The 25465-nt window shown below is 58.9% G+C and carries 23 protein-coding genes; 17 read left to right on the top strand and 6 right to left on the bottom strand.

Features of this window, described 5'->3' with window-relative positions; translation table 11 throughout:
• The first annotated feature begins 4 nt into the window (after positions 1-4).
• The 3 genes from prfB to ung all read left to right on the top strand — a co-directional run bounded on the left by prfB (position 5) and on the right by ung (position 3425).
• Positions 5-1100 (top strand): peptide chain release factor 2 gene (gene prfB, locus BM035_RS03045; protein ID WP_100169522.1). Its coding sequence is split into 2 segments (ribosomal slippage): positions 5-76 and positions 78-1100, totalling 1095 coding nucleotides; the frame shifts between segments, so codons are not numbered across the junction.
• Positions 1101-1151: 51 nt separating this feature from the next.
• The gene (gene lysS, locus BM035_RS03040) at positions 1152-2687 is read left to right on the top strand and encodes a lysine--tRNA ligase (protein ID WP_092030285.1); all 1536 of its coding nucleotides are present in this window, start codon (positions 1152-1154) and stop codon (positions 2685-2687) included.
• A 3-nt stretch (positions 2688-2690) separates the two neighbouring features.
• Positions 2691-3425: a uracil-DNA glycosylase gene (ung, locus tag BM035_RS03035; RefSeq protein WP_092030284.1), complete on the top strand. Its 735-nt coding sequence runs from the start codon at positions 2691-2693 to the stop codon at positions 3423-3425.
• Positions 3426-3591: 166 nt separating this feature from the next.
• On the opposite strand, the gene BM035_RS03030 is transcribed toward ung, so the two are convergent.
• The 5 genes from BM035_RS03030 to nadB form a co-directional block, all read right to left on the bottom strand.
• Positions 3592-4425: an HDOD domain-containing protein gene (locus BM035_RS03030; RefSeq protein WP_008176220.1), complete on the bottom strand. Its 834-nt coding sequence runs from the start codon at positions 4423-4425 to the stop codon at positions 3592-3594.
• A 125-nt stretch (positions 4426-4550) separates the two neighbouring features.
• Entirely contained in the window at positions 4551-5546 is a 996-nt protein-coding gene (ygfZ, locus tag BM035_RS03025; protein WP_092030282.1) for a CAF17-like 4Fe-4S cluster assembly/insertion protein YgfZ, read from the bottom strand.
• 21 nt (positions 5547-5567) lie between these two features.
• Positions 5568-6032: a hypothetical protein gene (locus BM035_RS03020; protein ID WP_008176215.1), complete on the bottom strand. Its 465-nt coding sequence runs from the start codon at positions 6030-6032 to the stop codon at positions 5568-5570.
• Complete coding sequence (locus BM035_RS03015) at positions 6016-6288, bottom strand: FAD assembly factor SdhE (RefSeq protein WP_014576278.1); 273 nt, start codon at positions 6286-6288, stop codon at positions 6016-6018. The genes BM035_RS03020 and BM035_RS03015 overlap by 17 nt, the downstream gene beginning before the upstream one ends.
• A gap of 39 nt (positions 6289-6327) precedes the next feature.
• Entirely contained in the window at positions 6328-7932 is a 1605-nt protein-coding gene (gene nadB, locus BM035_RS03010) for an L-aspartate oxidase (protein ID WP_008176209.1), read from the bottom strand.
• 134 nt (positions 7933-8066) lie between these two features.
• Between nadB and rpoE the strand changes: the two genes are divergently transcribed.
• The 13 genes from rpoE to pdxJ all read left to right on the top strand — a co-directional run bounded on the left by rpoE (position 8067) and on the right by pdxJ (position 21440).
• Positions 8067-8753 carry an RNA polymerase sigma factor RpoE gene (gene rpoE / locus BM035_RS03005; RefSeq protein WP_008176207.1) on the top strand — a complete coding sequence of 229 codons (687 nt, stop codon included), beginning with the start codon at positions 8067-8069 and terminating at the stop codon, positions 8751-8753.
• 15 nt (positions 8754-8768) lie between these two features.
• A complete protein-coding gene (locus BM035_RS03000; protein WP_008176205.1) occupies positions 8769-9329 on the top strand; it encodes a sigma-E factor negative regulatory protein in 561 nt (186 codons plus the stop codon).
• 67 nt (positions 9330-9396) lie between these two features.
• Positions 9397-10371, top strand: coding sequence for a MucB/RseB C-terminal domain-containing protein (locus BM035_RS02995; protein ID WP_092030281.1), 975 nt, complete (start codon positions 9397-9399; stop codon positions 10369-10371).
• Positions 10368-10817, top strand: coding sequence for a SoxR reducing system RseC family protein (locus tag BM035_RS02990; RefSeq protein WP_092030279.1), 450 nt, complete (start codon positions 10368-10370; stop codon positions 10815-10817). Before BM035_RS02995 ends, BM035_RS02990 begins: the two co-directional genes overlap by 4 nt.
• Before the next feature lie 134 nt (positions 10818-10951).
• Positions 10952-12376, top strand: coding sequence for a DegQ family serine endoprotease (locus BM035_RS02985; RefSeq protein ID WP_014576283.1), 1425 nt, complete (start codon positions 10952-10954; stop codon positions 12374-12376).
• A 126-nt stretch (positions 12377-12502) separates the two neighbouring features.
• Positions 12503-15229 carry a bifunctional diguanylate cyclase/phosphodiesterase gene (locus BM035_RS02980; protein WP_092030382.1) on the top strand — a complete coding sequence of 909 codons (2727 nt, stop codon included), beginning with the start codon at positions 12503-12505 and terminating at the stop codon, positions 15227-15229.
• Positions 15230-15333: 104 nt separating this feature from the next.
• Positions 15334-17136 carry a translation elongation factor 4 gene (gene lepA, locus BM035_RS02975; protein WP_014576285.1) on the top strand — a complete coding sequence of 601 codons (1803 nt, stop codon included), beginning with the start codon at positions 15334-15336 and terminating at the stop codon, positions 17134-17136.
• Positions 17137-17148: 12 nt separating this feature from the next.
• Entirely contained in the window at positions 17149-17955 is an 807-nt protein-coding gene (gene lepB, locus BM035_RS02970) for a signal peptidase I (RefSeq protein ID WP_014576286.1), read from the top strand.
• 26 nt (positions 17956-17981) lie between these two features.
• Positions 17982-18371, top strand: a complete 390-nt coding sequence (locus BM035_RS02965; RefSeq protein WP_008176189.1) for a DUF4845 domain-containing protein — start codon at positions 17982-17984, stop codon at positions 18369-18371.
• Entirely contained in the window at positions 18368-19057 is a 690-nt protein-coding gene (gene rnc / locus BM035_RS02960) for a ribonuclease III (RefSeq protein ID WP_008176185.1), read from the top strand. Before BM035_RS02965 ends, rnc begins: the two co-directional genes overlap by 4 nt.
• Complete coding sequence (gene era / locus BM035_RS02955; RefSeq protein WP_008176182.1) at positions 19057-19974, top strand: GTPase Era; 918 nt, start codon at positions 19057-19059, stop codon at positions 19972-19974. The genes rnc and era overlap by 1 nt, the downstream gene beginning before the upstream one ends.
• Before the next feature lie 7 nt (positions 19975-19981).
• Positions 19982-20710: a DNA repair protein RecO gene (recO, locus tag BM035_RS02950; RefSeq protein WP_092030277.1), complete on the top strand. Its 729-nt coding sequence runs from the start codon at positions 19982-19984 to the stop codon at positions 20708-20710.
• Positions 20700-21440: a pyridoxine 5'-phosphate synthase gene (gene pdxJ / locus BM035_RS02945; protein ID WP_092030275.1), complete on the top strand. Its 741-nt coding sequence runs from the start codon at positions 20700-20702 to the stop codon at positions 21438-21440. Before recO ends, pdxJ begins: the two co-directional genes overlap by 11 nt.
• A gap of 12 nt (positions 21441-21452) precedes the next feature.
• Here the strand turns inward: pdxJ and BM035_RS02940 are convergent, their stop codons facing one another.
• Positions 21453-24326, bottom strand: coding sequence for an ATP-binding protein (locus BM035_RS02940; protein WP_092030274.1), 2874 nt, complete (start codon positions 24324-24326; stop codon positions 21453-21455).
• A 225-nt stretch (positions 24327-24551) separates the two neighbouring features.
• Between BM035_RS02940 and cysM the strand changes: the two genes are divergently transcribed.
• Positions 24552-25445 carry a cysteine synthase CysM gene (gene cysM, locus BM035_RS02935; RefSeq protein ID WP_008176171.1) on the top strand — a complete coding sequence of 298 codons (894 nt, stop codon included), beginning with the start codon at positions 24552-24554 and terminating at the stop codon, positions 25443-25445.
• The last annotated feature ends 20 nt before the right edge of the window (positions 25446-25465 follow it).

Raw genomic sequence — 25465 nt, 5'->3', positions numbered from 1 at the left:
TTTCATGGAAATTAATCCCATTGTGACGAAGATTAAAGAGCTTCGTGAGCGCACTGAAGCGCTCAGGGGGTATCTTTGACTACGATCAGCGTAGTGAGCGACTGACCGAAGTTGAGCGCGAACTGGAGCAGCCGAGTGTTTGGGACGACCCCGAGCGGGCTCAGGCTCTGGGCAAAGAGCGCGCCGATCTTGAGCTGATCGTCAAGACCATCGACAACCTCACCTCCGGCCTTGAAGACGCTGAGGGCCTGCTGGACATTGCCGCAGAAGAAGAGGATGAGGGCACCGTTGCCGAGATCGAATCAGATCTTGAGGCCCTTGATAAAGAGCTCGAGAAGCTTGAATTCCGCCGCATGTTCTCCGGCGAAATGGACGCCAACAACGCCTACCTGGATATTCAGGCTGGCTCTGGTGGCACCGAAGCCCAGGACTGGGCCAACATGCTCCTGCGCATGTACCTGCGCTGGGCAGAGCGTCGGGGCTTCAAGGCCGAAATTGTCGAGCTGATGGAAGGCGATGTGGCGGGTATCAAAAGCGCCACCATTCACATCCAGGGCGACTACGCCTATGGCTGGCTGCGTACCGAAACCGGCGTTCACCGTCTGGTGCGTAAGTCACCATTCGATTCCGGCAACCGTCGGCATACGTCTTTCTCTTCCGTGTTTGTGTCACCGGAAGTGGATGACAGCTTCGAAATTGAAATCAATCCGGCGGATCTTCGGGTGGATGTTTACCGTGCCTCCGGCGCCGGTGGTCAGCACGTTAACCGGACCGAGTCGGCGGTGCGTCTGACGCACAATCCCACCGGTATTGTCGTGGCCTGTCAGGCTGGTCGAAGCCAGCATCAGAACAAGGACCAGGCCATGAAACAGCTCAAGGCGAAGCTGTTTGAGCGTGAGATGCAGGAGCGCAACGCCGAGAAACAGAAAGCCGAGGACGCCAAGGCCGACATCGGTTGGGGCAGCCAGATCCGCTCCTACGTTCTGGACGACAGCCGTATCAAGGACCTGCGCACCAAGGTAGAAACCAGTAATACCCAGTCGGTGCTGGACGGTGACATTGACAAGTTCATCGAAGCCAGCCTGAAGATGGCGCTGTAACCAGCGCCTTTGCCACGCTAACCCGGACAACCCGATTCCTAGTGAGCCAAAATGACTGATCAAACTCAGAATGCCGCACCGCATGAGGACAACAAGCTGATTGCCGAGCGCCGCGCCAAACTGTCAGAAATGCGCGACCAGGGCAACGCCTTCCCGAACGACTTTCGTCGTGACGCCACCGCCGCCGAACTGCAGGCGAAATACGGTGAAAAAACCAAGGAAGAGCTGGAGTCCCTCGGTATCAAGGTGGCCATTGCCGGCCGCATGATGCTCGATCGCAAGGCATTCAAGGTGGTCCAGGACATGACTGGCCGGATCCAGATCTACGCGTCCAAGGATGTCCAGAAAGACACCAAGCACTGGGATCTGGGGGACATCGTGGGAGTGCGAGGCACCCTGTCCAAATCAGGCAAGGGCGATCTGTACGTGACCATGGACGAGTACGTGTTGCTCACCAAGTCCCTGCGCCCGTTGCCTGAAAAGCACAAGGGCCTGACCGATACGGAAGCCCGTTACCGCCACCGCTACGTCGATCTGATGGTCAACGAGGACAGTCGTCGGGTGTTCTATGCGCGCTCGAAGATCATCAGCGCCATGCGTCAGTACTTCACCGACCGGGACTTCATGGAAGTTGAAACCCCGATGCTGCAGGTGATTCCTGGCGGCGCCACGGCGCGGCCCTTCGTGACCCACCATAACGCGCTGGGTATCGACATGTACCTGCGTATTGCCCCGGAATTGTTCCTGAAGCGTCTTGTCGTCGGCGGCTTTGAGCGGGTGTTCGAGATCAACCGGAACTTCCGGAACGAGGGGCTTTCCACCCGTCATAATCCAGAATTCACCATGGTGGAGTTTTATCAGGCATACGCTGACTACAACGACCTGATGGATCTCACCGAGGACATGCTGCGCACCATTACCCAGAAAGTCCTGGGCACGACCACCGTGGTGAACAGCCGAACCCTGGCAGATGGCAGCGAAGAGACCGTTGAGTACGATTTCGGTAAAACCTTCGAGCGCCTGACCGTGGTCGACGCCATCCTGCGCTACAACCCGGACATCAAGCCGGAACAGCTGGCGGACGACGCCAGTGCCCGCCAGGTGGCGAAAAACCTTGGTATTCATCTCAAGGATGGTTGGGGCCTGGGCAAAGTCCAGATCGAGATCTTCGAGGCGACGGCGGAGCATCGCCTGATGCAGCCGACATTTATCACCGAGTACCCGAAAGAAGTGTCGCCCCTGGCCCGCTGCAAAGACAGCAACCCGTTCGTCACCGAACGTTTCGAGTTCTTCGTGGGCGGTCGCGAAATCGCCAACGGCTTCTCGGAGCTGAACGACGCCGAAGATCAGGCGGAGCGCTTCCAGGCCCAGGTGGCCGAGAAAGAGGCCGGTGACGACGAAGCCATGTTCTACGATGAAGACTACGTGATGGCCCTGGAATACGGCCTGCCGCCCACCGCCGGTGAAGGTATCGGAATCGACCGGCTGGCCATGCTGCTGACCAACTCGGCATCAATCCGCGACGTTATCCTGTTCCCGGCCATGCGCCCCGAGCACAAGGCCGACAGCCGTAAAGACGAGGAGTGATCCATGAGCCCGGTTGAGGTACTGGCCAGCCAGCTCAGGCCCGACCGGGGCTGGAAAGAGCATCTCGCGGAAGAATTCCGCCGGCCCTACATGCAGGGCCTGGCGGAGTTCCTCGCCGCCGAGGAACAGGCCGGCAAAGTCCTGTTCCCCGCCAGCCAACACTGCTTCAACGCCCTCAACAGCACGCCACTGGATAACGTGAGAGTGGTCATTCTCGGCCAAGACCCCTACCACGGTCCAGGCCAGGCCCACGGCCTGTGCTTCTCCGTGCGCCCGAACGTGGCCATCCCGCCCTCACTGGTGAACATCTTCAAGGAAATACAGGACGACCTGGGTATCGCTCCCCCGGACCACGGCTGCCTGCAGCCCTGGGCCGAGCAGGGCGTACTGCTGCTCAACAGCGTTTTAACCGTCGTTCAGGGCCAGGCCGGCGCCCACCAGGGCAAAGGCTGGGAAACCTTCACCGACAAAGTCATCGAAACCATCAACCGGGAACGGGAAGGCGTGGTATTCCTGCTCTGGGGCAGCTACGCGAAAAAGAAAGGCCAGCACATCGACCGCACCAAACACTTGGTCCTAGAGGGCCCCCACCCGTCACCCCTGAGTGCTTACCGGGGCTTCTTCGGTTGCAAGCACTTCTCAAAGGCGAACGACTGGTTGCAACAGCAGGGAAAGCCCACGGTTGACTGGGCGCTGCCAAGCAAATCTGAGTTGATCGAGAGATACAAGCAGAGCTGAAAGGACAAGTCAGGAGCGCCCTTCCAATTTTTGATCGGTGTGGGGGTGGTCAGTCTTTTCCGACAGGAAAAGCTGTCTGAGCGAAGCGGGTTCTTTTCCCGAGGGAAAGACTGACCACCCCCGCGCCAGCCCCCAAAGGGTGAGGGGCCAAGGGGCAGGGCAGGTATTACTGAAGCAGCGCCATAGCCGCTTCCATCTGGGCGTTCAGATCCTCTTCCTCGCTCATGTCGATATTCGGATCCAACCCCAGACGATCAAAGGCCGAAATCTTCGTCCAGTCCATCTCCGTCCACGGATGCTCCGAACCCGCAACCAGCTGCAGGTTGGCAACCATCACGAGATCCGCATAGTCGGCCGCCGGCACCTCACGGTTGAAGTTGGCGTATTCTAGGGGAACGTTCTGAAGCTCCTTCGGGAAATCCCACTTCTTAAGGATTGTCGCCCCGATCTTCGGATGCAGTTCATCAACCACGTTGTCCAGCATGATGCTGCTGATCTGGATGTCCTGGTCTTCTACATAGCGCAGGATGGGCAGTACGCCGATCAGATGCACAAGGCCTGCAAGGGTAGCCTGGTCCGGCTTGAGTTTGGTGTAGTGTTGCGCCAGAACGTGGCAGACGCCGGCCACTTCGGTACTGGTCTGCCAGGTGGCCCGCATGCGCTTGTCGATCATGTCGGACGTGGCCTGGAACATCTGCTCCATGGCCAGGCCCATGGCCAGGTTGCTGGTGTAGGCCATACCGAGGCGACTTACCGCCATGTTCAGGTTCTCAATGGCTCGGCTGCCCCGGAACAGCGGGCTGTTGGTCACCCGGATGATGCGTGCGGACAGGGCCGTGTCATTGCTGATGACCTTTACCAAGTCGGCTATTGAAGAATCCTCGGATTGCGCAATGTCTCTGACCTGAAGGGCTACCTCCGGAAGGGTGGGAAGCACCAGCTTGTCATTTTCGATGGCTGCGTTGAGATCGGCTTTGATGGTTTCAACAATATTCGACATGGTCAGTAAAGGTCCGCTTAAAGATTTCGAAGAATGGCCAGAATGCCTGGGCCACTGTCCGAACAATCAAATATGTGAGCTGCTGCATAGCAAAATAGCAAATTCTGGCGCGTTTGCCTGTCAACTTATGTATCTGATTGTGCGCTTTTTTCCCTTTCGGGCACCGGGTAGGGCATTGGCATTGGCTCCAGCGTCACCTGTGACAGGCCCTCCGGATGCAAGGCGTTTTCAGCGGCATCGTGGCGAACCACCGCAAGTAATTCAACGCTGCCGTCGCGGTATTTGATCGCATTGACCACTTCTCCGACTGACCGCTCGCCAGCAAATAATGCGGTTCCGGGGGTTGGCAAGTCTTCTGACTGTTCAATACGGAAGCGGAAAAGGCTCTTTTTCAATTGCCCAAGGAAGTGCATGCGGGCAATCACTTCCTGACCCGTGTAGCAGCCTTTCTTGAAATGCACGCCGCCCACATGCTGCCAGTTCAGCATCTGAGGCACGAAGGACTCTTGTGTGGCGGTAGTCAGGGAGGCGACGCCCGCTGCGATTTCGGAGGCCTGCCAGTCGGCCGCCGACATACGGGCGCTGGCGGGAAGTGCTGCTTCGCCCTCTTCAGTGTGCCAGAACTCGAAGCGGGGCGTGCCCTCGGCTGTCGATTGCGTCTTCACGAGGATGCCGTCAGGGAGTGTGCAGGCGTCCCCGGGCTCTTTCAGAGAATCCAGTGGCTTTCCGGCGAGCGTTTCTGCCAGGCCGTCGCCCAGAATCCCTATAATCTTCGTTTCCTGAACCACCTCCATAGTGGTTCCACGAAACAGCATCAGATATTTGCGCAAGTGGCTGATGATGTCGTCAGCGAGTTCGGCGGGAAAGTCCATCAGGATATCGTCGCCTGAACGGACCATACGTGTGAGGCAGTAGGCGCGACCCTTGGGCGTTGCTGCGGCCGCGCGCGGCGAATACTCCGGGATTACCTCATCGAGGTTCTGGCTGAACTGGCCCTGAAGAAACTTGTCGGTGCCCGGGCCGCTGACGCATACAACCACGCGGTTGTCGAGATCCGCCCAACCGTTGTCCGGCAGGGGATACTCTGCAACGGCAGATACAGAAGCGTCTGTGTCGGTCATGGCGTACTCCAGGTTATTGAATCAGTGAGATGATCGCCGGGGGCGGCCCAGTCTGAGCCAGACCCTGAGACGACGGAAATCCTCCGCCGGAACATTGCCCGGGCTTCCGGGTACTGGTGCCAGCAGGAGTGAAGTGTATGACCGGAATCTGGTGCCGGCAGGCCGAAGTTTCAAGAGTGCCAGGCCTGACCAGATCCGGCTGGAGGCAAGTGGAATAACCTCTACCCTCTGCTTGTCTCCGATTCTGGCATACATTTTATCGTGTTCGATCAGGAGACCACTCACGGAACCACAGCCCATAAGTAACCCGTTTGACCGATACTGCAGGGCGGCGCCCCACAGTGCAATGGGGATTGCAACGAGAAGCCAGAATTTGTCTGCCAGTAGCGCCATCAACAGGAAAGCCAGCAGCAAAACCCATGGCAGCACCGCAAGCAGGCCAACCAGCAGCGAGGGCGTGAGCGTTAGTTCAATCCGGCTGGACACGTTTGAGAATGATGTCGACCATGCGTTGAAGATCGGGATCGGCCGGGCGGCTGCGTTGCATGAACCACTCAAACATGTCGTTATCTTCGCAGGTGAGCAGTTTCTTGTAGCGGGCCTGGTCTTCAGCGTCCAGATCGCGGAAGGCCTCTTCCATGAAGGGAATCAAAAGGTTGTCCAGCTCCAGCATGCCTCTACGGCTATGCCACCAGAGGCGGTTGAATTCTGCTTTTTCAGACGATGCAGGTGTCTCTGACATAGTGTTTACCATTGAATCCTGTGTAAAAACGGTGTTCGTTCAGGGCGCGAGTGTACGGTAGGTGGTGGGAACCAGCACGGTATCACGCACCTCATTGATCAGTCCCGGATAATCGAGAGTGTAGTGCAGCCCTCGGCTTTCCCTGCGCTGCAGTGCCGAACATATGATGAGATCAGACACGGTGACCAGGTTACGAAGTTCCAGCAGGTCATTGGTGACACGGTAGTTGCTGTAGAACTCGCCGATTTCCGCAGACAAAAGATCCACCCGGTGCTTGGCCCGCTGCAGCCGCTTGGTGGTTCGCACAATGCCGACGTAGTCCCACATGAAATGGCGAAGCTCGTCCCAGTTGTGGGAGATTACCACGTCTTCGTCAGAGTCCCGCACCTGGCTTTCATCCCAGTCTGGTGCCTCTGGCGGTGGTGGAATGTCGGCTTCCCGGCGGGCAATATCCGCCGCAGCCGCACGGCCATAAACCAGGCATTCCAGCAGGGAGTTGCTGGCCATTCGGTTGGCCCCATGGAGCCCGGTGAAGGCAGCCTCGCCGACCACGTAGAGCTGGTTAACATCGGTTCGGGCACGTTCATCGCTCATGATTCCGCCACAGGTGTAGTGAGCGGCTGGAACCACGGGAATGGGCTCCCGGGTAATATCGATACCGAAGCCCAGACACTTCTCGTAGATGGTGGGGAAGTGGTGCTTTATAAAGTCGGCGGGTTTGTGGCTGATGTCCAGGTAGAGATGATCAGCACCCAGTCGTTTCATTTCGTGGTCAATGGCCCGGGCAACGATATCACGGGGCGCCAACTCGCCACGCTCGTCAAAGCGATCCATAAACCGGGAACCATCCGGCAGTTTCAGCAGGCCGCCCTCGCCCCTCACGGCTTCCGTGATCAGGAAGGATTTGGCGTGGGGGTGATAAAGGCATGTAGGGTGAAACTGGTTGAACTCCATGTTTGCCACCCTGCAGCCGGCCCGCCAGGCCATCGCAATCCCGTCTCCGGAAGCGCCGTCCGGATTGGTTGTGTAGCGGTAGGCCTTGGAGGCGCCGCCGGTGGCAATCACTGTGAATCGTGCCCGGAACAGCTCTACATGGTTGTCTTCAAGGTTCAGGATGTAGGCACCGACGCATCGGTTTCCCGGCAGGGACAGTTTGCGATTGGTGATCAGATCCACAGCCACCCTACCAGACATGAGTTCTATGTTAGGTCGTGCCTCTGCCTGGGAGGTGAGGGTGGTTGAGACCGCATGCCCCGTGGCATCGGCTGCATGAATGATGCGCCGATGACTGTGGCCGCCCTCACGGGTCAGGTGGTAGTGGGCGTCCTGATCCCGCGTAAAATCGACACCGGAATCGATCAGCCAGTTGATGCTTTCCCTGCCATGTTCGACCGTGAACCGCACGGCGTCCTCATGGCACAGGCCTGCGCCAGCATTGAGGGTGTCGGAGATGTGGTTTTCGGTGGAATCCTGATCATCCAGAACTGCGGCGATACCGCCTTGTGCCCAGAGCGTGGCGCCGCTGCTGATCTGGGCCTTGCTCACCACGCAGACCTTCAGGTGCTCCGGCAGATTGAGCGCGACGGTGAGGCCGGCAGCACCACTGCCGATAATGAGAACATCGTATTCGAAGGACTGTGGCATCGGGTCGTTATCGCAGGCCATAATGTGGACGTGTATTGAACTAAACTTTACGCTTGCTGTCTATTTGGCCTGACAGGGTGAGCCGCCTGACCGGTGGTCTAGCCCGTTTCATGAACGGACGCCGGATAGCATCAATGACGCAGCGAAACTTGGTACAGGCCGGACAGCTGGCCATCAAATCAGGGAACCCCGGCAACCAGTCCATGACTCCTGATACAGAGAAACAACAGGGCGATCACCCGGACAGCCAGACGGATCTGCAGCTGGTGCGCAAGGTCCGTAATGGTGATCGCGCCGCCTTCGATCTTCTGGTGGTCAAGTACCAATCCAGAGTCGCATCAATTATCAGTCGGTACGTCTACGACAGTCAGGAAGTCATGGATCTGACCCAGGAGACCTTCGTAAAGGCGTTCAGGGCGATCGAGCGCTTCCGCGGGGACAGCGCCTTCTATACATGGCTGTACCGGATTGCCGTCAATACCGCGAAGAATTACCTGGAATCCCGCGGCCGGCGGCCGCAGGGCAGTGCCGACTCGGCGGAAGCGGAGAATTTCGATGACGGTTCACGGCTGCGTGACACCGCTTCGCCTGAACGGCTCCTGCAACGGGAACAGCTCCAGAAAGAATTGAACAAGGCGATCGCCCAGCTTCCTGAGGAGTTGCGCTCTGCCTTTCTGCTCAGGGAATACGATGGGCTGAGCTATGAGGATATCGCGGGTATCCTCGAGTGCCCGATCGGTACTGTCCGTTCAAGAATATTCAGGGCCCGGGATGCGGTTGATCGGCATCTCGGGCCTTTACTCAATCACTCGGTGACGTAATTGAGGTTGCATCCCATGGATGATCGTCTCAGAGAAACACTGTCCGCCATGATGGACGACGAAGCTGACGAACTTTCGGTACGTCGCCTGCTTTCCCACGATCGCCAGGACGAGGTTCGGGCGCAGTGGCAGCGTTGGCAGGATGTTCGCGACCTTATGCATGACGGCCACTCGCCGGCCCACGGTATGGACGTCAGTGTGGGCGTCCGTGAACGGCTTGACGGGCGGGGCACCACCGCGGTCAGGCCTGAAGCTGCCGTACAGGCCACCAGGTCCGGCCGCTGGCACTGGCCGGCTGCCGCCATGGTTGCCATGGCGCTGCTGGTCGGGTTCGGTGCGGGTGCCGGTTGGGATTCATCCGCGACCGGGCCGGTTCAGCCGGTGACCGCAGCTGCACCAGAAACGCCTGTGCAGGACCAGCCGGTCAGGGAAATTGCCCTGCAGGGTCTTGATGAGGAACAGTGGGAGTATATGAGTCGCTACCTGCTGGAACACGCACAGCACAACAGTGTTGGCGCCGGGCGGGGCGCCGTCGGCTATGCCCGTCTGGTCAGTGCCAATGGTGCCGGCTACTGAACCCCGGAGCGAGAGTTTAATCATGCCTCGAGTCTTAATTAATGTTGTCCCAAGCCGTGCGTTGTCCATGCTCGTGGGTTTTTTGCTCGCGATTGCTGGGTCGCTGCCGGCTGCCGCGGACGAAGACGAGGCATCCGCCTGGCTTGAAAGGCTGGGTCCGGCCCTGAACATGACGTCCTACCGCGGTGTGTTCGTATACGCCCGGGGCGAGAGCGTACACTCAATGCAGATTGCCCATCGTTACAATGATGGCGTTGTAGAGGAGCGGCTGGTTCTGCAGGACGGCGGCAGTGGAGAAATTGTTCGCAAAGGCATGAATGTGGTCTGCGTGCTCCCTGAGACAGGCCGCGTCAAGCTTGACCAGGTGATTCCTTCAGGCCCGTTCGCCGAAGCGTTCACCAGTCAGCTGATGCCGGTCAGCCACTGGTATCGGGCGGAAATGAAAGGTGAGGACCGGGTTGCAGGGTATGACGTGGTTTCAGTGGCGCTAAGCGCCAAGGATTCCTACCGCTACAGTCATCGGCTTTGGCTGGAGAAATCCACCGGTCTTCTGGTCAAGAGTCACGTTCGTAATGCCGAGGGGGAAGTGCTCGAGCAGTTTCAGTTCACCAGCCTGCACATCGGCGAGGACATTCCCGATAGCGAATTCGAGATCCGCACCGAGGGCCGGGAAATTTCCAGAACGCTGGATGAGCCCGCTGTTACGGCATCGGTGGTCCAGCGTATGGATGGGTGGCAGCTTGGCTGGCGCCCGGAAGGGTTTGTCCCTGCGGCGGCGCCCCGCTCCGGCAAGGGCCAGGCCGTTGCCTTCTCCGATGGCCTGGCCGCTTTTTCGGTCTTCGTTGAGCCGGCTGGCCCGGTTAGCATGCCGACGGGCGCCTCCCTGATTGGCGCCACCACCGTTTATATGCATCAGGTGACGGAAGGGGATAGCGCTTTTCTGGTTACCGTCGTGGGTGAGCTGCCTCCGCAGACTGCGCGCCAGGTTGCCGAATCGGTGCGTATTGAAGACTCGGTGGCCCTGGGTGCGGGTGAGCCGTGATTACTGAAACTGGAAAAGTGGTCGCGCTCAAGGGCGACAAGGTCTGGGTCCAGACGATCCGAACCAGCGCCTGTCAGAGTTGTGCTGCCCGCAATGGTTGTGGTCAGAAAGTCCTGGCGGCTGCCTCGGGCGGGCGCGCCAACCAGATTCTGGTGACCAACTCGGTCAATGCCAGGGTGGGAGATGAAGTAACCATCGGAATTGATGAGCAGGCGTTGCTGGGTGCTTCCATTCTGGTCTATGCCATCCCACTGATCCTGATGGTTGTCGCAAGTATCCTCGGGCACCAGATGTCCGGTGGTAGCGACGGCGCTGCGATGCTGGCCGCTGTCGCTGGCCTGGCTCTGGGTTTTTTCGCAGGACGCAAACTGCAAGACGCGGGCGGCAAGGAGTATGAGCCCCGCCTGGTCCGGGTAAGCCGGATAGCCTCTGAAAACTGTCTGTAAACCCTACGGTTTTGTAAGTTGAAAATCGGTGGGCCGAACCCAAAACTACGCCTAGGTGTAAGCACAACAGGGGGTACAACATGTCGAGTGCAACAGCAGTTGCCCAGTCGTCACGTAATTTCATACCCGGAAGGATGCCGGCCGCTTTGCTGATTTTGCTGTCTGCCATGGTGTTGGCGGGCTGGAGTCAGGCGAGTTCAGCCCGAAGCCTGCCTGATTTTACCGAGCTGGTTGAAGATAACGCCGGTGCGGTGGTGAACATCAGTACAACCACCGAGCCCACGCGCCGCAATTCCGGCGCTCCCGGGATGCCGTTTGATGAGCGTCAGCTCGAACAGCTTCCCGAGTTTTTCCAGGATTTCTTCCGCGGCCCCCAGTCTCCGTTTGGAGGTGGGCCTGGCAACTCCCAGCCACGCCGCTCCATGGGCTCCGGGTTCATTGTCTCCTCGGACGGTTATGTCTTGACCAATAATCACGTGGTCGAGGGAGCTGATGAGATCATCGTGCGGCTGAATGACCGGCGCGAGCTGCCCGCGACGCTGGTTGGAACAGACCCTCGTTCCGATATGGCCGTGCTGAAAATTGAAAACGGCGATGATCTGCCTGTCGTTCAGGTAGGTCGGTCCCGGGATCTGAAAGTCGGTGAGTGGGTGTTTGCGATTGGCTCGCCGTTTGGATTCGATTACACGGTAACGGCCGGAATCGTCAGCGCCCTGGGTCGCTCACTGCCATCGGAAAACTACGTGCCCTTCATTCAGACAGACGTAGCGATCAACCCGGGCAACTCCGGTGGCCCTCTGTTTAACCTGGAGGGCGAAGTGGTCGGTATCAACTCCCAGATCTACACCCGCTCTGGCGGTTTCATGGGGGTCTCCTTTGCCATTCCGATTGACGATGCGATGAACGTCTTCCGTCAGTTGCGCGACAACGGCTCTGTCTCCCGTGGCTGGCTCGGGGTGCTGATTCAGGAAGTGAACCGTGATCTGGCCGAATCCTTTGGCCTCAAGCGGCCCCGCGGTGCACTGATTGCCGAAGTGATGTCCGGTTCGCCGGCGCAGGCAGCCGGCCTGCAGGCAGGGGATATCGTCCTCAGCTATGACGGCGACGAGGTGCAGCTTTCCTCCGACTTGCCGCCCATGGTTGGCCGCACGCCGGTTGGTGAAACTGCCGAGCTGAGAGTGCTTCGCGGTGGCGAGGAAATCGAGCTTCAGGTTGAAATCGGTCGCCTTCCGGAGGAGGGAAGCCAGCAGGCTTCCGCACCGGCCAGTGACAGTGATGGTCCCGGCTCTGCGCCCCTGGGCATGATGGTCGAACCGCTGCCTACGGACATGGCCGACTCCATGGGTATTGAAGGCGGCGTTGTGGTCAATAATGTTGCGCGGGGTGCGGCTTCCGAAGCGGGCATCCGTGCGGGCGATGTGATCACGGAAATGAATCGCCAGAAGGTGACATCGGTGCAGGAATTCCGCGAGGCTGTTCAGTCGCTGCCCGAGGGCAAGGCGGTATCGGTCCGGGTGGTGCGCCAGGGCCGGGCGCTGTATCTGGTGATGAAGCCCTGATACCCTTCTGCTGATCCGGATTACCTGACATGGAGCCCCCGCAGGTGTTGGAAACGACACTTGCGGGGGCTTTTGTTATACTCGGCGGATCAATAAAAATGAGCGGCCATGGAACGGACCAGCCCCATGATGAACAGACAGGAACTCTCTCTCCGTAAGCTACTGGAATTCCGCAATGCCTGGGTCGCCTGGCTGGTCTTCGCGGTAGCCGTTGCCGTCACCCTATTGCTTTGGCAGGTGTCTATCCGGCTGGTTGAAGACCGCACGGAAGCCCGTTTTCGCACCCAATCGCTCCAGCTTAAATCCGCCATCGAAGAGCGCTTGCTGAATTACGAGCAGGTGCTGGCCGGCAGTGCCGGTCTGTTTGCGGTGGCCGGAGACGTTTCCCGTGATCAATGGCGCGAATACGTGGACAAGGTTGATATCAACCGCTACTACCCGGGCATTCAGGGTATTGGCTATGTTCGCCGTATCGGTGTACGCCAGATGGCCGACCATATTGCCTCTGTCCGCGCGGAAGGGGTGCATAATTACCTGGTGAACCCGCTGGGTAGCGGTCCCTACTACTACCCCATGGTCTACCTGGAGCCTGGCACGGAACGGAACCGACGGGCCCTCGGCTACGATGCCTTCAGTGATCCCATTCATCGCCAGGCCATGGAGCAGGCCCGGGATGATGCGATCCCCACGGTGACTGCCAAGGTGGTGCTGGTTCAGGAAGAGCTCGGCGAAGACCAGGCCAGTTTTCTGATGTATTACCCCGTCTACCAGGGGGGAGAAGTGCCCGAGATCCGGGCCGAGCGTCGCATGATGCTGGCGGGCTATGTGTTCAGTGCCTTCCGGATGAACAATCTTATCGACGGCATCGTTGGCCTGATCTCGCCGTTTCTTGATGTCCGGATCTACGATGCCGGAGTCGTGGAACGGCAGAACCTCATGTATGGCTCCAATCTGGGGTCCCTGGACAACGAATTCAGTTTCCAGATGAGTCAGACCATCAGCCATGGTGGTCGAGACTGGCTGTTGCAGACGCGCTCCACGCCCGCATTTGATTTCCTGGCCTCGGATCCGCGGCCTCCGATCGTCCTCGGCAGTGGCCTGGTGATCAGTGCCCTGTTGTTCCTCTTCGTGCTTGCCTTGATCCGTTCACGGCTGATGGCGCAGATCAGTGCCGGCCGCTATCGGGCGATTACCGAAGGCGCAGCCAATGTCACCCTGGTGATGGACCGTGCCGGGCAGCCCCTGTACGCGAGCCCGTCCAGCCTGGATATCCTTGGCTTCGAGCCGGATCAGGTTCAGGCCCTGAACTTTGAGGAGCTCGTTCATGGTGACGACTGGCCCCAGCTGCAGCGAGGCTTTGACGATTCCGTTCAGTCGCCGGGCAAACAGATGCCGGTCATCCGGGTCCGTATCCGTGATGCCAAGGGGCAGTGGCGGGATATGGAGGGCACCTTTACAGCCATGTTGTCGGTGCCAGGCGTCAATGGCGTTGTGCTTAGCCTGCGGGATCTGACCCAGCTCAAGGCCGCCCAGTCCGAGCTGCACAGGCTGGCATTCTATGATCCGCTTACCGGCCTGGCGAACCGGCAACTGTTCCGGGACCGTTTGAATCACGTGGTCAGCCGCAGTCGCCGGAGCGGTGAGCCGGCTGCCCTCATGTTCCTGGATCTCGACGGCTTCAAACGTATCAACGACACCCTGGGGCACGATTCCGGCGATGAACTGCTGTGCCAGGTGGCGCAGTGGCTGGTGGGTTGTGTCCGTGAGGAGGACTCGGTTGCCAGGCTCGGCGGCGATGAGTTTGTGGTATTGCTGTCCCGGATCAGTGACTCCGATGCTGCCGGCAAGGTCGCAGAGACCATTCTGCGCAGTCTTTGCCAGCGAATCCGGCTGAACGATCACGAAGTCGGCATCACGGTCAGTATCGGCATCACCATGATTCCCCACGACAGTGAGGACGCCGGAACCCTGATGAAGTACGCTGATCTGGCGATGTATCGTGCCAAGGAGCTGGGTCGGAATACGTTCCAGTTCTTCACCCCGGCCATGAACATCAAGGCGGCAAGGCGGCTTCTGCAACAGGAGGAGTTGGCCACGGCGCTGGATGGCGATCGCTTCGTTCTGCATTACCAGCCGAAGATTGATCTGGCCAGTGAGCGGGTGATTGGGGTTGAGGCATTCCTGCGCTGGCATCATCCGGAGAAGGGGCTGGTGTCGGCACAGCAGTTCATCGGTCTTGCCGAGGAAACCGGCCTGATTGTTCGCCTGGGTGAATGGGCTTTGAGACAGGCCTGTATTCAGGCTCAGGCCCTGGAACGGGCCGGCTTTGAATCCCTGAAAATGGCGGTGAATCTGTCTGTTCGACAACTGACCGATTCGGGCTTCCTCGACATGATCCGACAGGTCATCACCGAGACGGGCGTCTCGCCGGAGCGGCTGGAGCTGGAGATGCCGGCGGAGCTGCTCAATGAAGATCCGCGAATACTCAGGGAGTTGCTGGTGTCACTCCATGATCTCGGGGTCTGTCTGATACTGGATGATTTCGGCACCGGCTCCTGTTCACTGGTTGCTTTGCAGCAGCTGCCGCTGGATGTTATCAAGATCGACCACCGGTTCATTCGCGACATTCCCTACAATGTCAGTGCCACGGATGTGGCCTCCGCAGTGATTGCCCTGGCCCGCAAGCTCCACCTTACGGTGGTTGCGGAGGGTGTGGAAACCCCACAGCAGCTGAGCTTCCTGAAAACTCACGGCTGCGCCCAGTGTCAGGGCAACCTGTTCAGCTATCCGCTGGACGAGGATGCGCTCATCGGTTTCCTTATCCGGCAATACGAACGGCCGCTGATTTCCTGATCATGGCAATGGCGGCCGGTAACCGGTAAAATCACGCCGTTCCCGGATCCCGGTAGCGGCCCTTCCGGGCTCAATCCTTCGTCTTAACTGAGTATTCATCGTCTGTGACTGAACTGAGCCGAATCCGTAACTTTTCCATCATCGCCCACATTGACCATGGTAAATCCACGCTGGCAGACCGTTTTATCCAGGTTTGCGGCGGCCTGACGGACCGTGAAATGGCCGAGCAGGTCCTGGACTCCATGGATCTCGAGCGTGAGCGAGGGATTACCATCAAGGCCCAGAGTGTCACGCTGAATTACACCGCCCGTGACGGGCAGGAATACAAACTGAACTTTATCGATACCCCGGGCCACGTGGACTTTTCCTACGAGGTTTCCCGCTCGCTCTATGCCTGCGAGGGGGCCCTGCTGGTGGTGGACGCCGGGCAGGGTGTTGAAGCCCAGTCAGTGGCTAACTGCTACACCGCCATTGAGCAGGGTCTCGAAGTTGTGCCGGTTTTGAACAAGATGGATCTCCCGCAGGCCGAACCGGAGCGTGTAGCGGCAGAAATCGAGGATATCATTGGCATTGAAGCGTCTGATGCGGTTCGCTGTAGCGCCAAGAGTGGTCTGGGCGTGGAAGATGTTCTGGAAGATCTGATCAAGAAGATCCCGCCACCCAAGGGCGACCGAAGCGCGCCCCTGCAGGCTCTGATCATCGATTCCTGGTTCGACAATTATCTGGGCGTCGTGTCGCTCGTGAGGGTGACCGAGGGCACCCTGAAAAAGGGCGACAAGATCGTCATCAAGTCTACCGGGAAGGCCTGGAATGCCGACAAGGTTGGTATTTTTAATCCCAAACCGAAAGACACCGACCTGCTGGAGTCCGGCGATGTCGGCTTCGTGGTGGCCGGAATCAAGGACATTCACGGGGCGCCGGTAGGTGATACCATTGTTCACCAGAAGTTCGCCGAGCAGACGCCAATGCTGCCCGGGTTCAAGAAAGTCAAACCCCAGGTCTACGCCGGGTTGTTCCCGGTCAGCGCCGACGACTACAACGATTTCCGGGATGCCCTGGAAAAACTGACCCTCAACGATGCCTCGCTGTTTTTCGAGCCGGAGAATTCCGATGCCCTTGGCTTCGGTTTCCGCTGTGGTTTCCTGGGCATGCTGCACATGGAAATCATCCAGGAGCGGCTGGAGCGTGAATACGACATCGACCTGATCACCACGGCGCCAACGGTGATCTATGAGGTGGTTACCAAACAGGGTGAGACCCTGTCGGTAGACAATCCGTCCCGGCTTCCGGATATTGGTTCCATTGAGGAAATGCGTGAGCCGATCGTAGAAGCGAACATTCTGGTGCCTCAGGAGCATATCGGAAATGTGATAGCCCTGTGTGAGGAAAAGCGCGGCGTCCAGAAGAACATGCACTTCATGACGACCCAGGTCCAGCTCACCTATGAGCTGCCGATGGCCGAGGTGGTGATGGATTTCTTCGATCGTATCAAGTCAGCCAGCCGCGGCTTTGCGTCCCTGGACTACCACTTTACCCGGTTCCAGACCGCCAACCTGGTCCGCCTGGACGTGCTGATCAACGGCGAGCGTGTCGATGCCCTGGCGCTGATCGTGCACAAGGAGCAGGCTCACCACAAAGGGCGCCAGTTGATCGAAAAGATGAAAGAGCTGATTCCTCGGCAGATGTTTGATATCGCGATTCAGGCCGCCATTGGTAATCAGGTTGTGTCGCGGGTCACCGTGAAGGCGCTACGCAAGAACGTAACCGCCAAGTGCTACGGTGGTGACGTCAGCCGGAAGAAGAAACTGCTGCAGAAGCAGAAAGAAGGTAAAAAGCGTATGAAGCAGCTGGGTAATGTCGAGGTGCCTCAGGAAGCGTTTCTTGCCGTACTGAAAGTGGATAAATAAAAGGCCTCCTGGATGGATATCGATTTTCCCCTGGTACTGGTGGTACTGACCTTTGCAACGGGTCTGATCTGGCTGGCGGACAAGCTGTTTCTTCGTGAGCGTCGTCTGGCTGCCTACCGTGCCAGCGGCACCGGAGACGCAGTGGATGAAGGCTCCCCGGCGGAATCGGAGGAGCCAAAAGAGCCCTACCTGGTTGACCTTAGCCGATCGTTCTTTCCGGTGCTGGCGATTGTTCTGGTCCTCCGGTCCTTCCTGGTTGAACCGTTCCAGATTCCGTCGGGATCCATGTTGCCCACCCTGGAAGTCGGCGATTTCATTCTGGTGAACAAATACGCCTACGGGTTCAGGCTGCCGGTTGCCGGCACCAAAGTGATTCCGGTCGGCGATCCCCAGCGCGGCGATGTGATGGTTTTCCGCTACCCGGAGGACGGCCAGACCAACTACATCAAACGGGTGATCGGTTTGCCCGGCGACCATATCCGCTACCGTGACAAGCAGCTGTTCATCAATGGCGATCGGGTGGAAACCCGGTTTATCGCGCGGCTACCGCCGATGGAACTGCGCCGCGAGGATCTCGGTGAAGTAGAGCACGACATTTTTCTGACCATGGGCCGGTCTGGCGGCGGTGGTGAGGGCGAATGGCTGGTGCCCGAGGGTCATTATTTCGTCATGGGTGACAATCGCGACAACAGTAATGACAGCCGCTATTGGGGCACGGTCCCGGACGAGCTGGTGGTGGGCAAGGCCTTTGCTATCTGGATGCACTGGAAATCCCTTACCAGTCTGCCATCCTTTGATCGTGTAGGCGGAATCGAGTAACTCGGACTATCTGGAGCGCAGTCGTAATGAAGAAAAATAATCTTTCCGGCATGGGCCGTCAGCGCGGTGCCTCGGCATTGACCATGATGGTGATGGTGCTGTTTTTTGGTGGCCTGCTGACGCTGGTGATCAAGCTTGGTCCCGCCTATCTGGATGACATAACCATTCAGGAAGCGCTGGAAAGCCTTGATGGCACCGAAGGTCTCTCCCAGATGGGGCCTGCCCAGGTCCGTACGTTGATCAACAAACGGCTCAGCGTGAACAATGTCCGGGGATTCGACGCCAAGAATATTTCGGTCGATAAAGACGGCGATCTGGTCGTTATCAATGTTGATTACGAAGTGCGCAACAACCTGTTCAGCAATGTGGATACGGTGGTTCACTTCAAGCACAAATATGAGATGAAGGGCAAGTGAGTTCACAACCGGATCTGGATCAGTTACAGCGGCGCATCGGCTATCAGTTCAAATCGCCAGAGCGGCTTCTGCTGGCACTCACCCACCGGAGTTATGGAAATCAGAATAACGAGCGCCTCGAATTCCTCGGCGATTCCATTGTGAATATGGTGATTGCCGAGTATCTGTTTCTGCACTTCGAAAAAGCCCGGGAAGGCCAGTTGAGTCGTCTGCGGGCCCGGATGGTAAAAGGCGTTACACTCGCCGAAATTGGTCGGGAGTTCCAGCTCGGCACATACCTTCGATTGGGCTCGGGAGAGCTTAAAAGCGGAGGCTTCCGCCGGGAATCCATCCTGGCCGACGCCGTGGAGTCCATCATCGGCGCCATCTACCTCGACAGTGATTTCCATACCTGCCGGGAACAGGTATTGCGCTGGTTCGAGCACCGTCTGGAAAAGCTCGACCTGCAGGACACCCAGAAAGACCCCAAGACCCGTTTGCAGGAATATCTCCAGTCGCGTCAGTTTCCGCTGCCACGCTATGACGTCATTTCCGTGGACGGCGAGGCCCACAACCAGACATTCCATGTATCCTGTGCGCTGCCGTCGCTGGACCGAAAGACCACCGGGACTGGCAGTAGCCGCCGGGTGGCCGAGCAGCAGGCAGCCCGTAACGCCCTGAAAGAGTTGGGCGTGGAGAACCAGTAATGAACGATATCACCCGTCCGGAAAACCCGGACAGTCGCTGCGGTTTTGTGGCCATCGTTGGCCGTCCGAACGTGGGCAAGTCCACGTTGCTGAACCATATCCTCGGGCAGAAGCTGAGCATCACTTCCCGCAAGCCGCAGACCACCCGTCATCAGGTGCTGGGTATCAAGACCGTAGGGCCGGTGCAAGCGATCTATGTGGACACACCTGGCATGCACGAGGAGGAGCCCCGTGCCATTAACCGCTACATGAACAAGGCGGCCACGTCGGCGCTCATTGATGTCGATGTGGTGGTGTTTGTGGTGGATCAGCTGGCCTGGACGACCGCGGATGAGATGGTGCTGGAGAAACTCAGTCGCCTGAAATGCCCTGTGATCCTGGCGGTGAACAAGGTCGACAAGATCGAAAAACGGGAAAGCCTGCTGCCGCATCTGGATATGCTCTCGAAAAAGCGCGAGTTTGCCGAGATCATTCCGCTTTCGGCCCTGAAAGAGACCAATCTGGAACCTCTGGAAGAGGCCGTGGGGCGTTTCCTGCCGGAGAGTATTCATTTCTATCCGGACGACCAGATCACCGATCGCAGTGAGCGATTCCTGGCCTCCGAGATTGTCCGAGAAAAGATCACCCGACAGCTTGGAGCAGAGCTGCCATATTCGGTGGCGGTGGAGATCGAGGAGTTCAAGCGCGAGGGCAAGACCCTGCACATATCCGCCCTGATCCTGGTCGAGCGCGAAGGTCAGAAGAAGATCATCATCGGCGAGAAGGGCGAGCGGATGCGCCGCATTGGTCAGGAAGCTCGTACGGATATGGAGCGTATGTTCGACAGCAAGATCATGCTGAGGCTCTGGGTAAAGGTGAAGCGTGGCTGGGCAGACAGCGACCGGGCCCTGAAAAGCCTGGGCATGAACGACCTCTGAGGCAGCTATGAAGGGGCCTGAGCTGCAGGAGCCCGCTTATGTCCTTCACCGCCGGCCCTGGCGGGAAACCAGCCTGATGGTGGATCTCTTTGCCCTGAACCATGGCCGGATGACCGTCATTGCCCGGGGCGCCAACAGTGCCAAAAGTCCTCTGAAAGCCCAGCTACAGCCCTTCCAGCCGCTTGTGGTGGACTGGGCCGGTCGGGGCGACCTGAAAACCCTGACCCAGGTCGATGTGCGAACCGGCCCGACAATCACCCGGACAGTGTCGCTCTATAGTGGCCTCTACCTGAATGAACTGTTGCAGCGGGTTCTGCCCGCCGCCGATCCCCATCCGACCCTCTTTGCAGCCTACATAGATGCCATCGGGCAGCTGTCCGACACCACAGACGTGGAGCCGGTGCTGCGGCGGTTCGAACTCGCTTTTGCTGCCGCCCTGGGTTACGACTTTGCCTGGGATCTTGCCACCGATACAGGGCAATCCGTCGAGCCTGACCGGGAGTATTGTTATGATCCGGAGCAGGGCATTGTTTCCGGGCTGTCGGCCGGTGTGCGGCTGCGGCATCTGCCCGGGGAAGTATTACTGGATCTGGCCCGGGATGATCTGCAATCGGACCGCTGTCGGCGGCTGGCGAAGCGGGTCACGCGGGTGCTGATCGATTATCTTCTGCAGGGGCGCCCCCTTAACAGTCGCAGCCTTTTCACTCACCTTCGGGGAGAATCCCATGAATCCTAGAGTACTGCTTGGCGTCAATATTGATCACGTTGCCACCCTCCGTCAGGTGAGGGGGACCCGGTATCCGGATCCGGTTCAGGCAGCACTGATGGCCGAGGAAGCCGGGGCAGACGGCATCACGATCCATCCGCGGGAAGACCGTCGTCATATCCAGGATCGGGACGTGCTGTTACTCAAGGAAGTGCTTCAGACCAAGATGAACCTGGAGATGGCGGTTACCGATGCCATGCTGGCGTTTGCCGAGCAGGTTCGGCCGGAATGTGTCTGCCTGGTGCCGGAGAAGCGTGAGGAATTGACCACCGAGGGCGGTCTGGATGTGGAAGGTCAGGAATCCCGGGTGGCCAAGGCCTGTGAGCGCCTGGCCCGGATTGGAGCCGAGGTGTCACTGTTTATTGATCCGGATCCGGTCCAGATTGATGCCGCGGTCCGCTGCGGCGCGCCGGTAGTGGAGCTGCACACCGGAGAGTATGCCGAGGCCGACACACCTGACGCCGAGAACGCCGCCTTCAAAACCATTGCCGATGCGGTGGCCTATGCCCGCAAGAAAGGGCTTATCGTCAATGCCGGCCACGGCCTGCATTATCACAACACCGAGCGGGTAGCGGCGATCCATGGCATCAACGAACTGAATATTGGCCATGCCATTATCGCCCGTGCGGTTTTCACCGGTCTGAAAGAAGCGGTCCGGGATATGAAGGCCATTATTGATCAGGCCCGCAGCCGGGCCTGATTCGAGGTAGCGTCAGGTCGTTTCGGCGGCCTCGTGGCGTTCGCGGAACAGCTGTTGCCAGTCGGTCTGGTCGCTCCAGATCTGCAGGCGCTCCATGGCCGAGAGCAGCTGGTCTTTCTGGTGCTCCAGATCCGGGGCAGAGCATTTGATCGCCGTTTCCAGATGGTTAGCTGCGGCCCTCAGTTCCGGTACGCCGCAGTAGCGGGTGGCGCCATGGAGTTTGTGAACGCACTCCAGCAGCTCTTCCATATTGTCGTTGGTCCAGAGTTCCGGGATCCGCTCCCGATCCACGTGGACCTGTTCCAGCAGCATGCTGAACAGTTCTTCCGCCAGGTCAGCTTTGCCGGCGGCCAGCTGAATGCTTTCCTCGACGCTGACGCAGTCCTGCTGCATTTTGCGCGTTGATGGCCGCAGGGCCCGACGGGTGTCGCGAACTTCCGGCACGGGAAGCCGACCGTCGCTGCCGCTCTTCGGGCACACGTAGCCGGTGTGCTCATGAATGATGTCGTTGAGCTGGCCACTGCTGATGGGTTTGGGCATGTAGCCATCGAAACCCTGCTTGGTCAGCCGTTCCTGCTCGTCCGACAGGGCATGGGCGGTCAGGGCAATGATCGGGGTCCGGTGATTGCCGGTATCCATCTCCCTCAGCCTGGCCGTGGTTTCCACACCGTCCATGCCGGGCATCTGCAGATCCATGAAGACCAGGTCGAAGGGTTTCTGTCTGGCCTTGCTCAGGGCTTCAAATCCGCTGGAAGCGCCCTCGGCGTCCAGTTGGCAGTCTTCCAGCAGGGTCATTACCAGCTTCAGGTTGGCGTCGTTGTCATCCACTGCCAGTACCCGGGGAACATTGGCGGTGGTCACTCGGTTGGCGGAAATCTCGTATTCGGGCACCCGCCCGCTGGAATTGATGCCGTGCACCAGCAGCAGAAGCTCGTCGTAGAGGGAATCGCGGCACACCGGTTTGGTGAGGTGGCCGCTGGCAAGCCCCGATAGTGGCGTGTCGTGAGTTTCCAGGGTGGGGGTCAGCAACAGTGTCCGGCAATCCCGTTCGATCTCAAGGGTACGGACAAGGCTGCAGTACTGGCTGGAATTGAGCAGGTGCCGGGTAATGCCGACAATGGCCACGGCGTAACCGGCCTGGCTTTTCTGGGCTTCCTCAATGTGTTCCTGCAGTGCACCGGGGGAGGCCACCCGGTCGACCACCATGCCCCAGTCCCGCAACAGGTGTTCCACGGCCAGGCCGGTGGTTTTCTGTTGTTCCAGATAGATGACCCGTTCACCACGCAGGGCATCCCGGGGGGCAATGGCCTCACCGCTGGTGGCAAGCTCCGAGGTGAGGGTGAACCAGAAGGTCGAGCCCTTGCCAAGTTCGCTCTCAAGCCCGATCTTGCCCCCCATCTCCTCAACCAGACGCTTCGAGATGGCCAGCCCGAGGCCGGTGCCACCGTATTGACGGGCGGTGGAGGCATCGGCCTGGCTGAAGGCGTTGAACAGGGATTGCTGTTGGGCCCGGGAGAGACCCACGCCGGAATCCGTGATGCTCAGGCGCAGGGTAACCCGGTTGGAATCGGTCTCTTCCTCTTCCAGGCTCGCCCGCAGGACTACCTCGCCGGTCTGGGTAAACTTGATGGCGTTGTTGACCAGGTTGGTGATCACCTGTTTGACCCGCAAGGGGTCACCCATGATGTTGTCCGGCACATCGTTGTAGACCAGTGGCACCAGATCCAGGTTCTTGGCATGGGCGGCCGGCGCCAGCATGACCATGACTTCCTCAACAATATCCCGCAACTGGAAGGGCACCCGGTCCAGGATCAGCTTGCCGGCCTCAATCTTGGAGAAGTCCAGGATGTCGTTGATGATGGTAAGCAGGATCTCCGAGGATTTCCTGATGGTGCTCAGATGGTCCCGCTGCTGCCGTGGCAGGGGGCTCTTCAGGAGCAGCTCGGTGAAGCCGATGATGCCGTTCAGCGGGGTGCGGATCTCGTGTGACATGTTGGCCAGGAACTCTGACTTTATCCGGCTCGCTTCCAGCGCTTCCTTCCGGGCGAAATCCAGCTCGATGTTCTGGATTTCGATGGTTTCCAGGGTTTCCCGCAGATCTTCGGTGGCCTGGTCGATGTTCTGCTGCATTTCCGCCTGGGCCTTGCTCAGCTCTTCGGCCATGGCATTGAGGCCGGATTCCAGCTGTTCGAACTCCGGCCCGGCGCCGGTGTAGACCCGGGTATCCAGCTTGCCTTCCTTGAGTTTGGCAACGGCCTCGTTCAGTTCGAATACCGGGTTGGTGAACGCACGGCTCAGTCGCAGGGCAATGGCCATGCTGAGAATGACGCCCCCGAGAATGAGCAGCAGGGAAATAAGCAGGGCCTTGTACGTCTCTTTTTCGGTGCGGATATGGGACATTTCCACAACCACCCAGCCCAGAGGCTCCCGCAGATTCGACATGGACTGGCGGGCATCCGGGTCGAGCATGCTCTCGATCATCAGATCCTGCAGAAACACGGGGGTGATAAACCGGGTGCTGTTTTTTCGGGATATCCGGGTGGCGTGCTCGGCGGTGAGTTCGTCGGACTGCACGGTCTCCGAGCTTCCGGGCCCGGTGTGGAGCAGGCGGGAGCCGTCACTGCCAAAGAGGGTGATGGAACGCACGTCCTGCTCTTCCAGGAGGGCATTGGAGAGGCTGCTGAGGAGACTTCGGTTGGCAGTGAAAAGGCCGTACTCGGAACCGGCCGCGAGCTGACGGGAGAGTGACTCGCCCCGGTCCTTCAGCAGACTTTCGATATTGTTGACCCAGCTGTAGGTGAAGAACAGCCCCAGCATCAGGGTGGTCAGCAGGGTGGGAACCAGCGTCACCACTAAAACTTTCTTGCGAATGCCCCAACGTCGCATACCGTGTTCCTGAATTATTGCTTTTGTCCGCGCCGCAGAGCGGAAAACGTCCGTGTTAAGAATAGCTGATCCGGAACGGGATAACTGTGGTATCAGTCCCGACGGTACCGGAAAATCCCGTGTCGGATATAGCCGCCGGTCATGGATATAGCGAGAAGCTGTATTGGGAGACCGGGGCGATAACGCGTATCATGCGAAGCCAAAAGTGTACCACAGGGTTATCATATGCATTTTCCCACCATTGAAGATTATGTCGGGCACACCCCTCTGGTTCGCCTGCAGCGTCTCCCCGGTGAGACGAGTAACGTGATTCTGGCCAAGCTGGAAGGGAATAACCCCGCCGGCTCGGTGAAGGACCGCCCGGCTATCAGCATGATCCAGGAGGCGGAGCGTCGGGGCGACATCAAGCCGGGCGATACCCTGATCGAGGCGACCAGTGGCAACACCGGCATTGCCCTGGCCATGGCGGCTGCCATCAAGGGGTACCGGATGGTGCTGATCATGCCCGCGAACATGAGTGAGGAGCGTCGGGCATCCATGCGCGCCTATGGTGCGGAGATTGTCACGGTCACCAGGGAAGAGGGGATGGAAACTGCCCGTGACCTGGCCCTCAAGATGCAGGCGGAGGGCAAGGGCAGGGTGCTGGATCAGTTCAGCAACCAGGACAACCCTCTGGCGCACTACCGCACGACCGGTCCCGAGATCTGGGAGCAGACCGGGGGGCGTGTCACCCATTTTGTCAGCTCCATGGGCACTACTGGCACCATCATGGGCGTGTCCCGTTACCTCAAGGAGCGCAACCCGGATATTCGCATTATCGGGCTTCAGCCCAAAGAAGGTGCGTCCATACCCGGGATACGTCGATGGCCCGAAGCCTACCTGCCGAAAATCTACGATGCCGCACGGGTGGACGAGGTGTTGGATGTTGGCCAGGAAGAGGCCGAAAACACCATGCGGGCCCTGGCTTCCGAGGAAGGCATTTTCTGTGGCGTCTCCTCCGGCGGTTCGATCGCGGCCGCGCTCAAGCTCTCGCAGCAGGTTGAAAACGCCATCATCGTGGCCATTATCTGTGACCGCGGCGACCGCTATCTATCCACCGGTGTATTTCCCGGCGCCTGAACACGATTCCACCAAGAGAC

The organism is Marinobacter sp. DSM 26671 (assembly GCF_900112835.1).
Taxonomy (GTDB): Bacteria; Pseudomonadota; Gammaproteobacteria; order Pseudomonadales; family Oleiphilaceae; genus Marinobacter; species Marinobacter flavimaris.
This window is presented reverse-complemented; position numbering and strand designations above follow the sequence as displayed.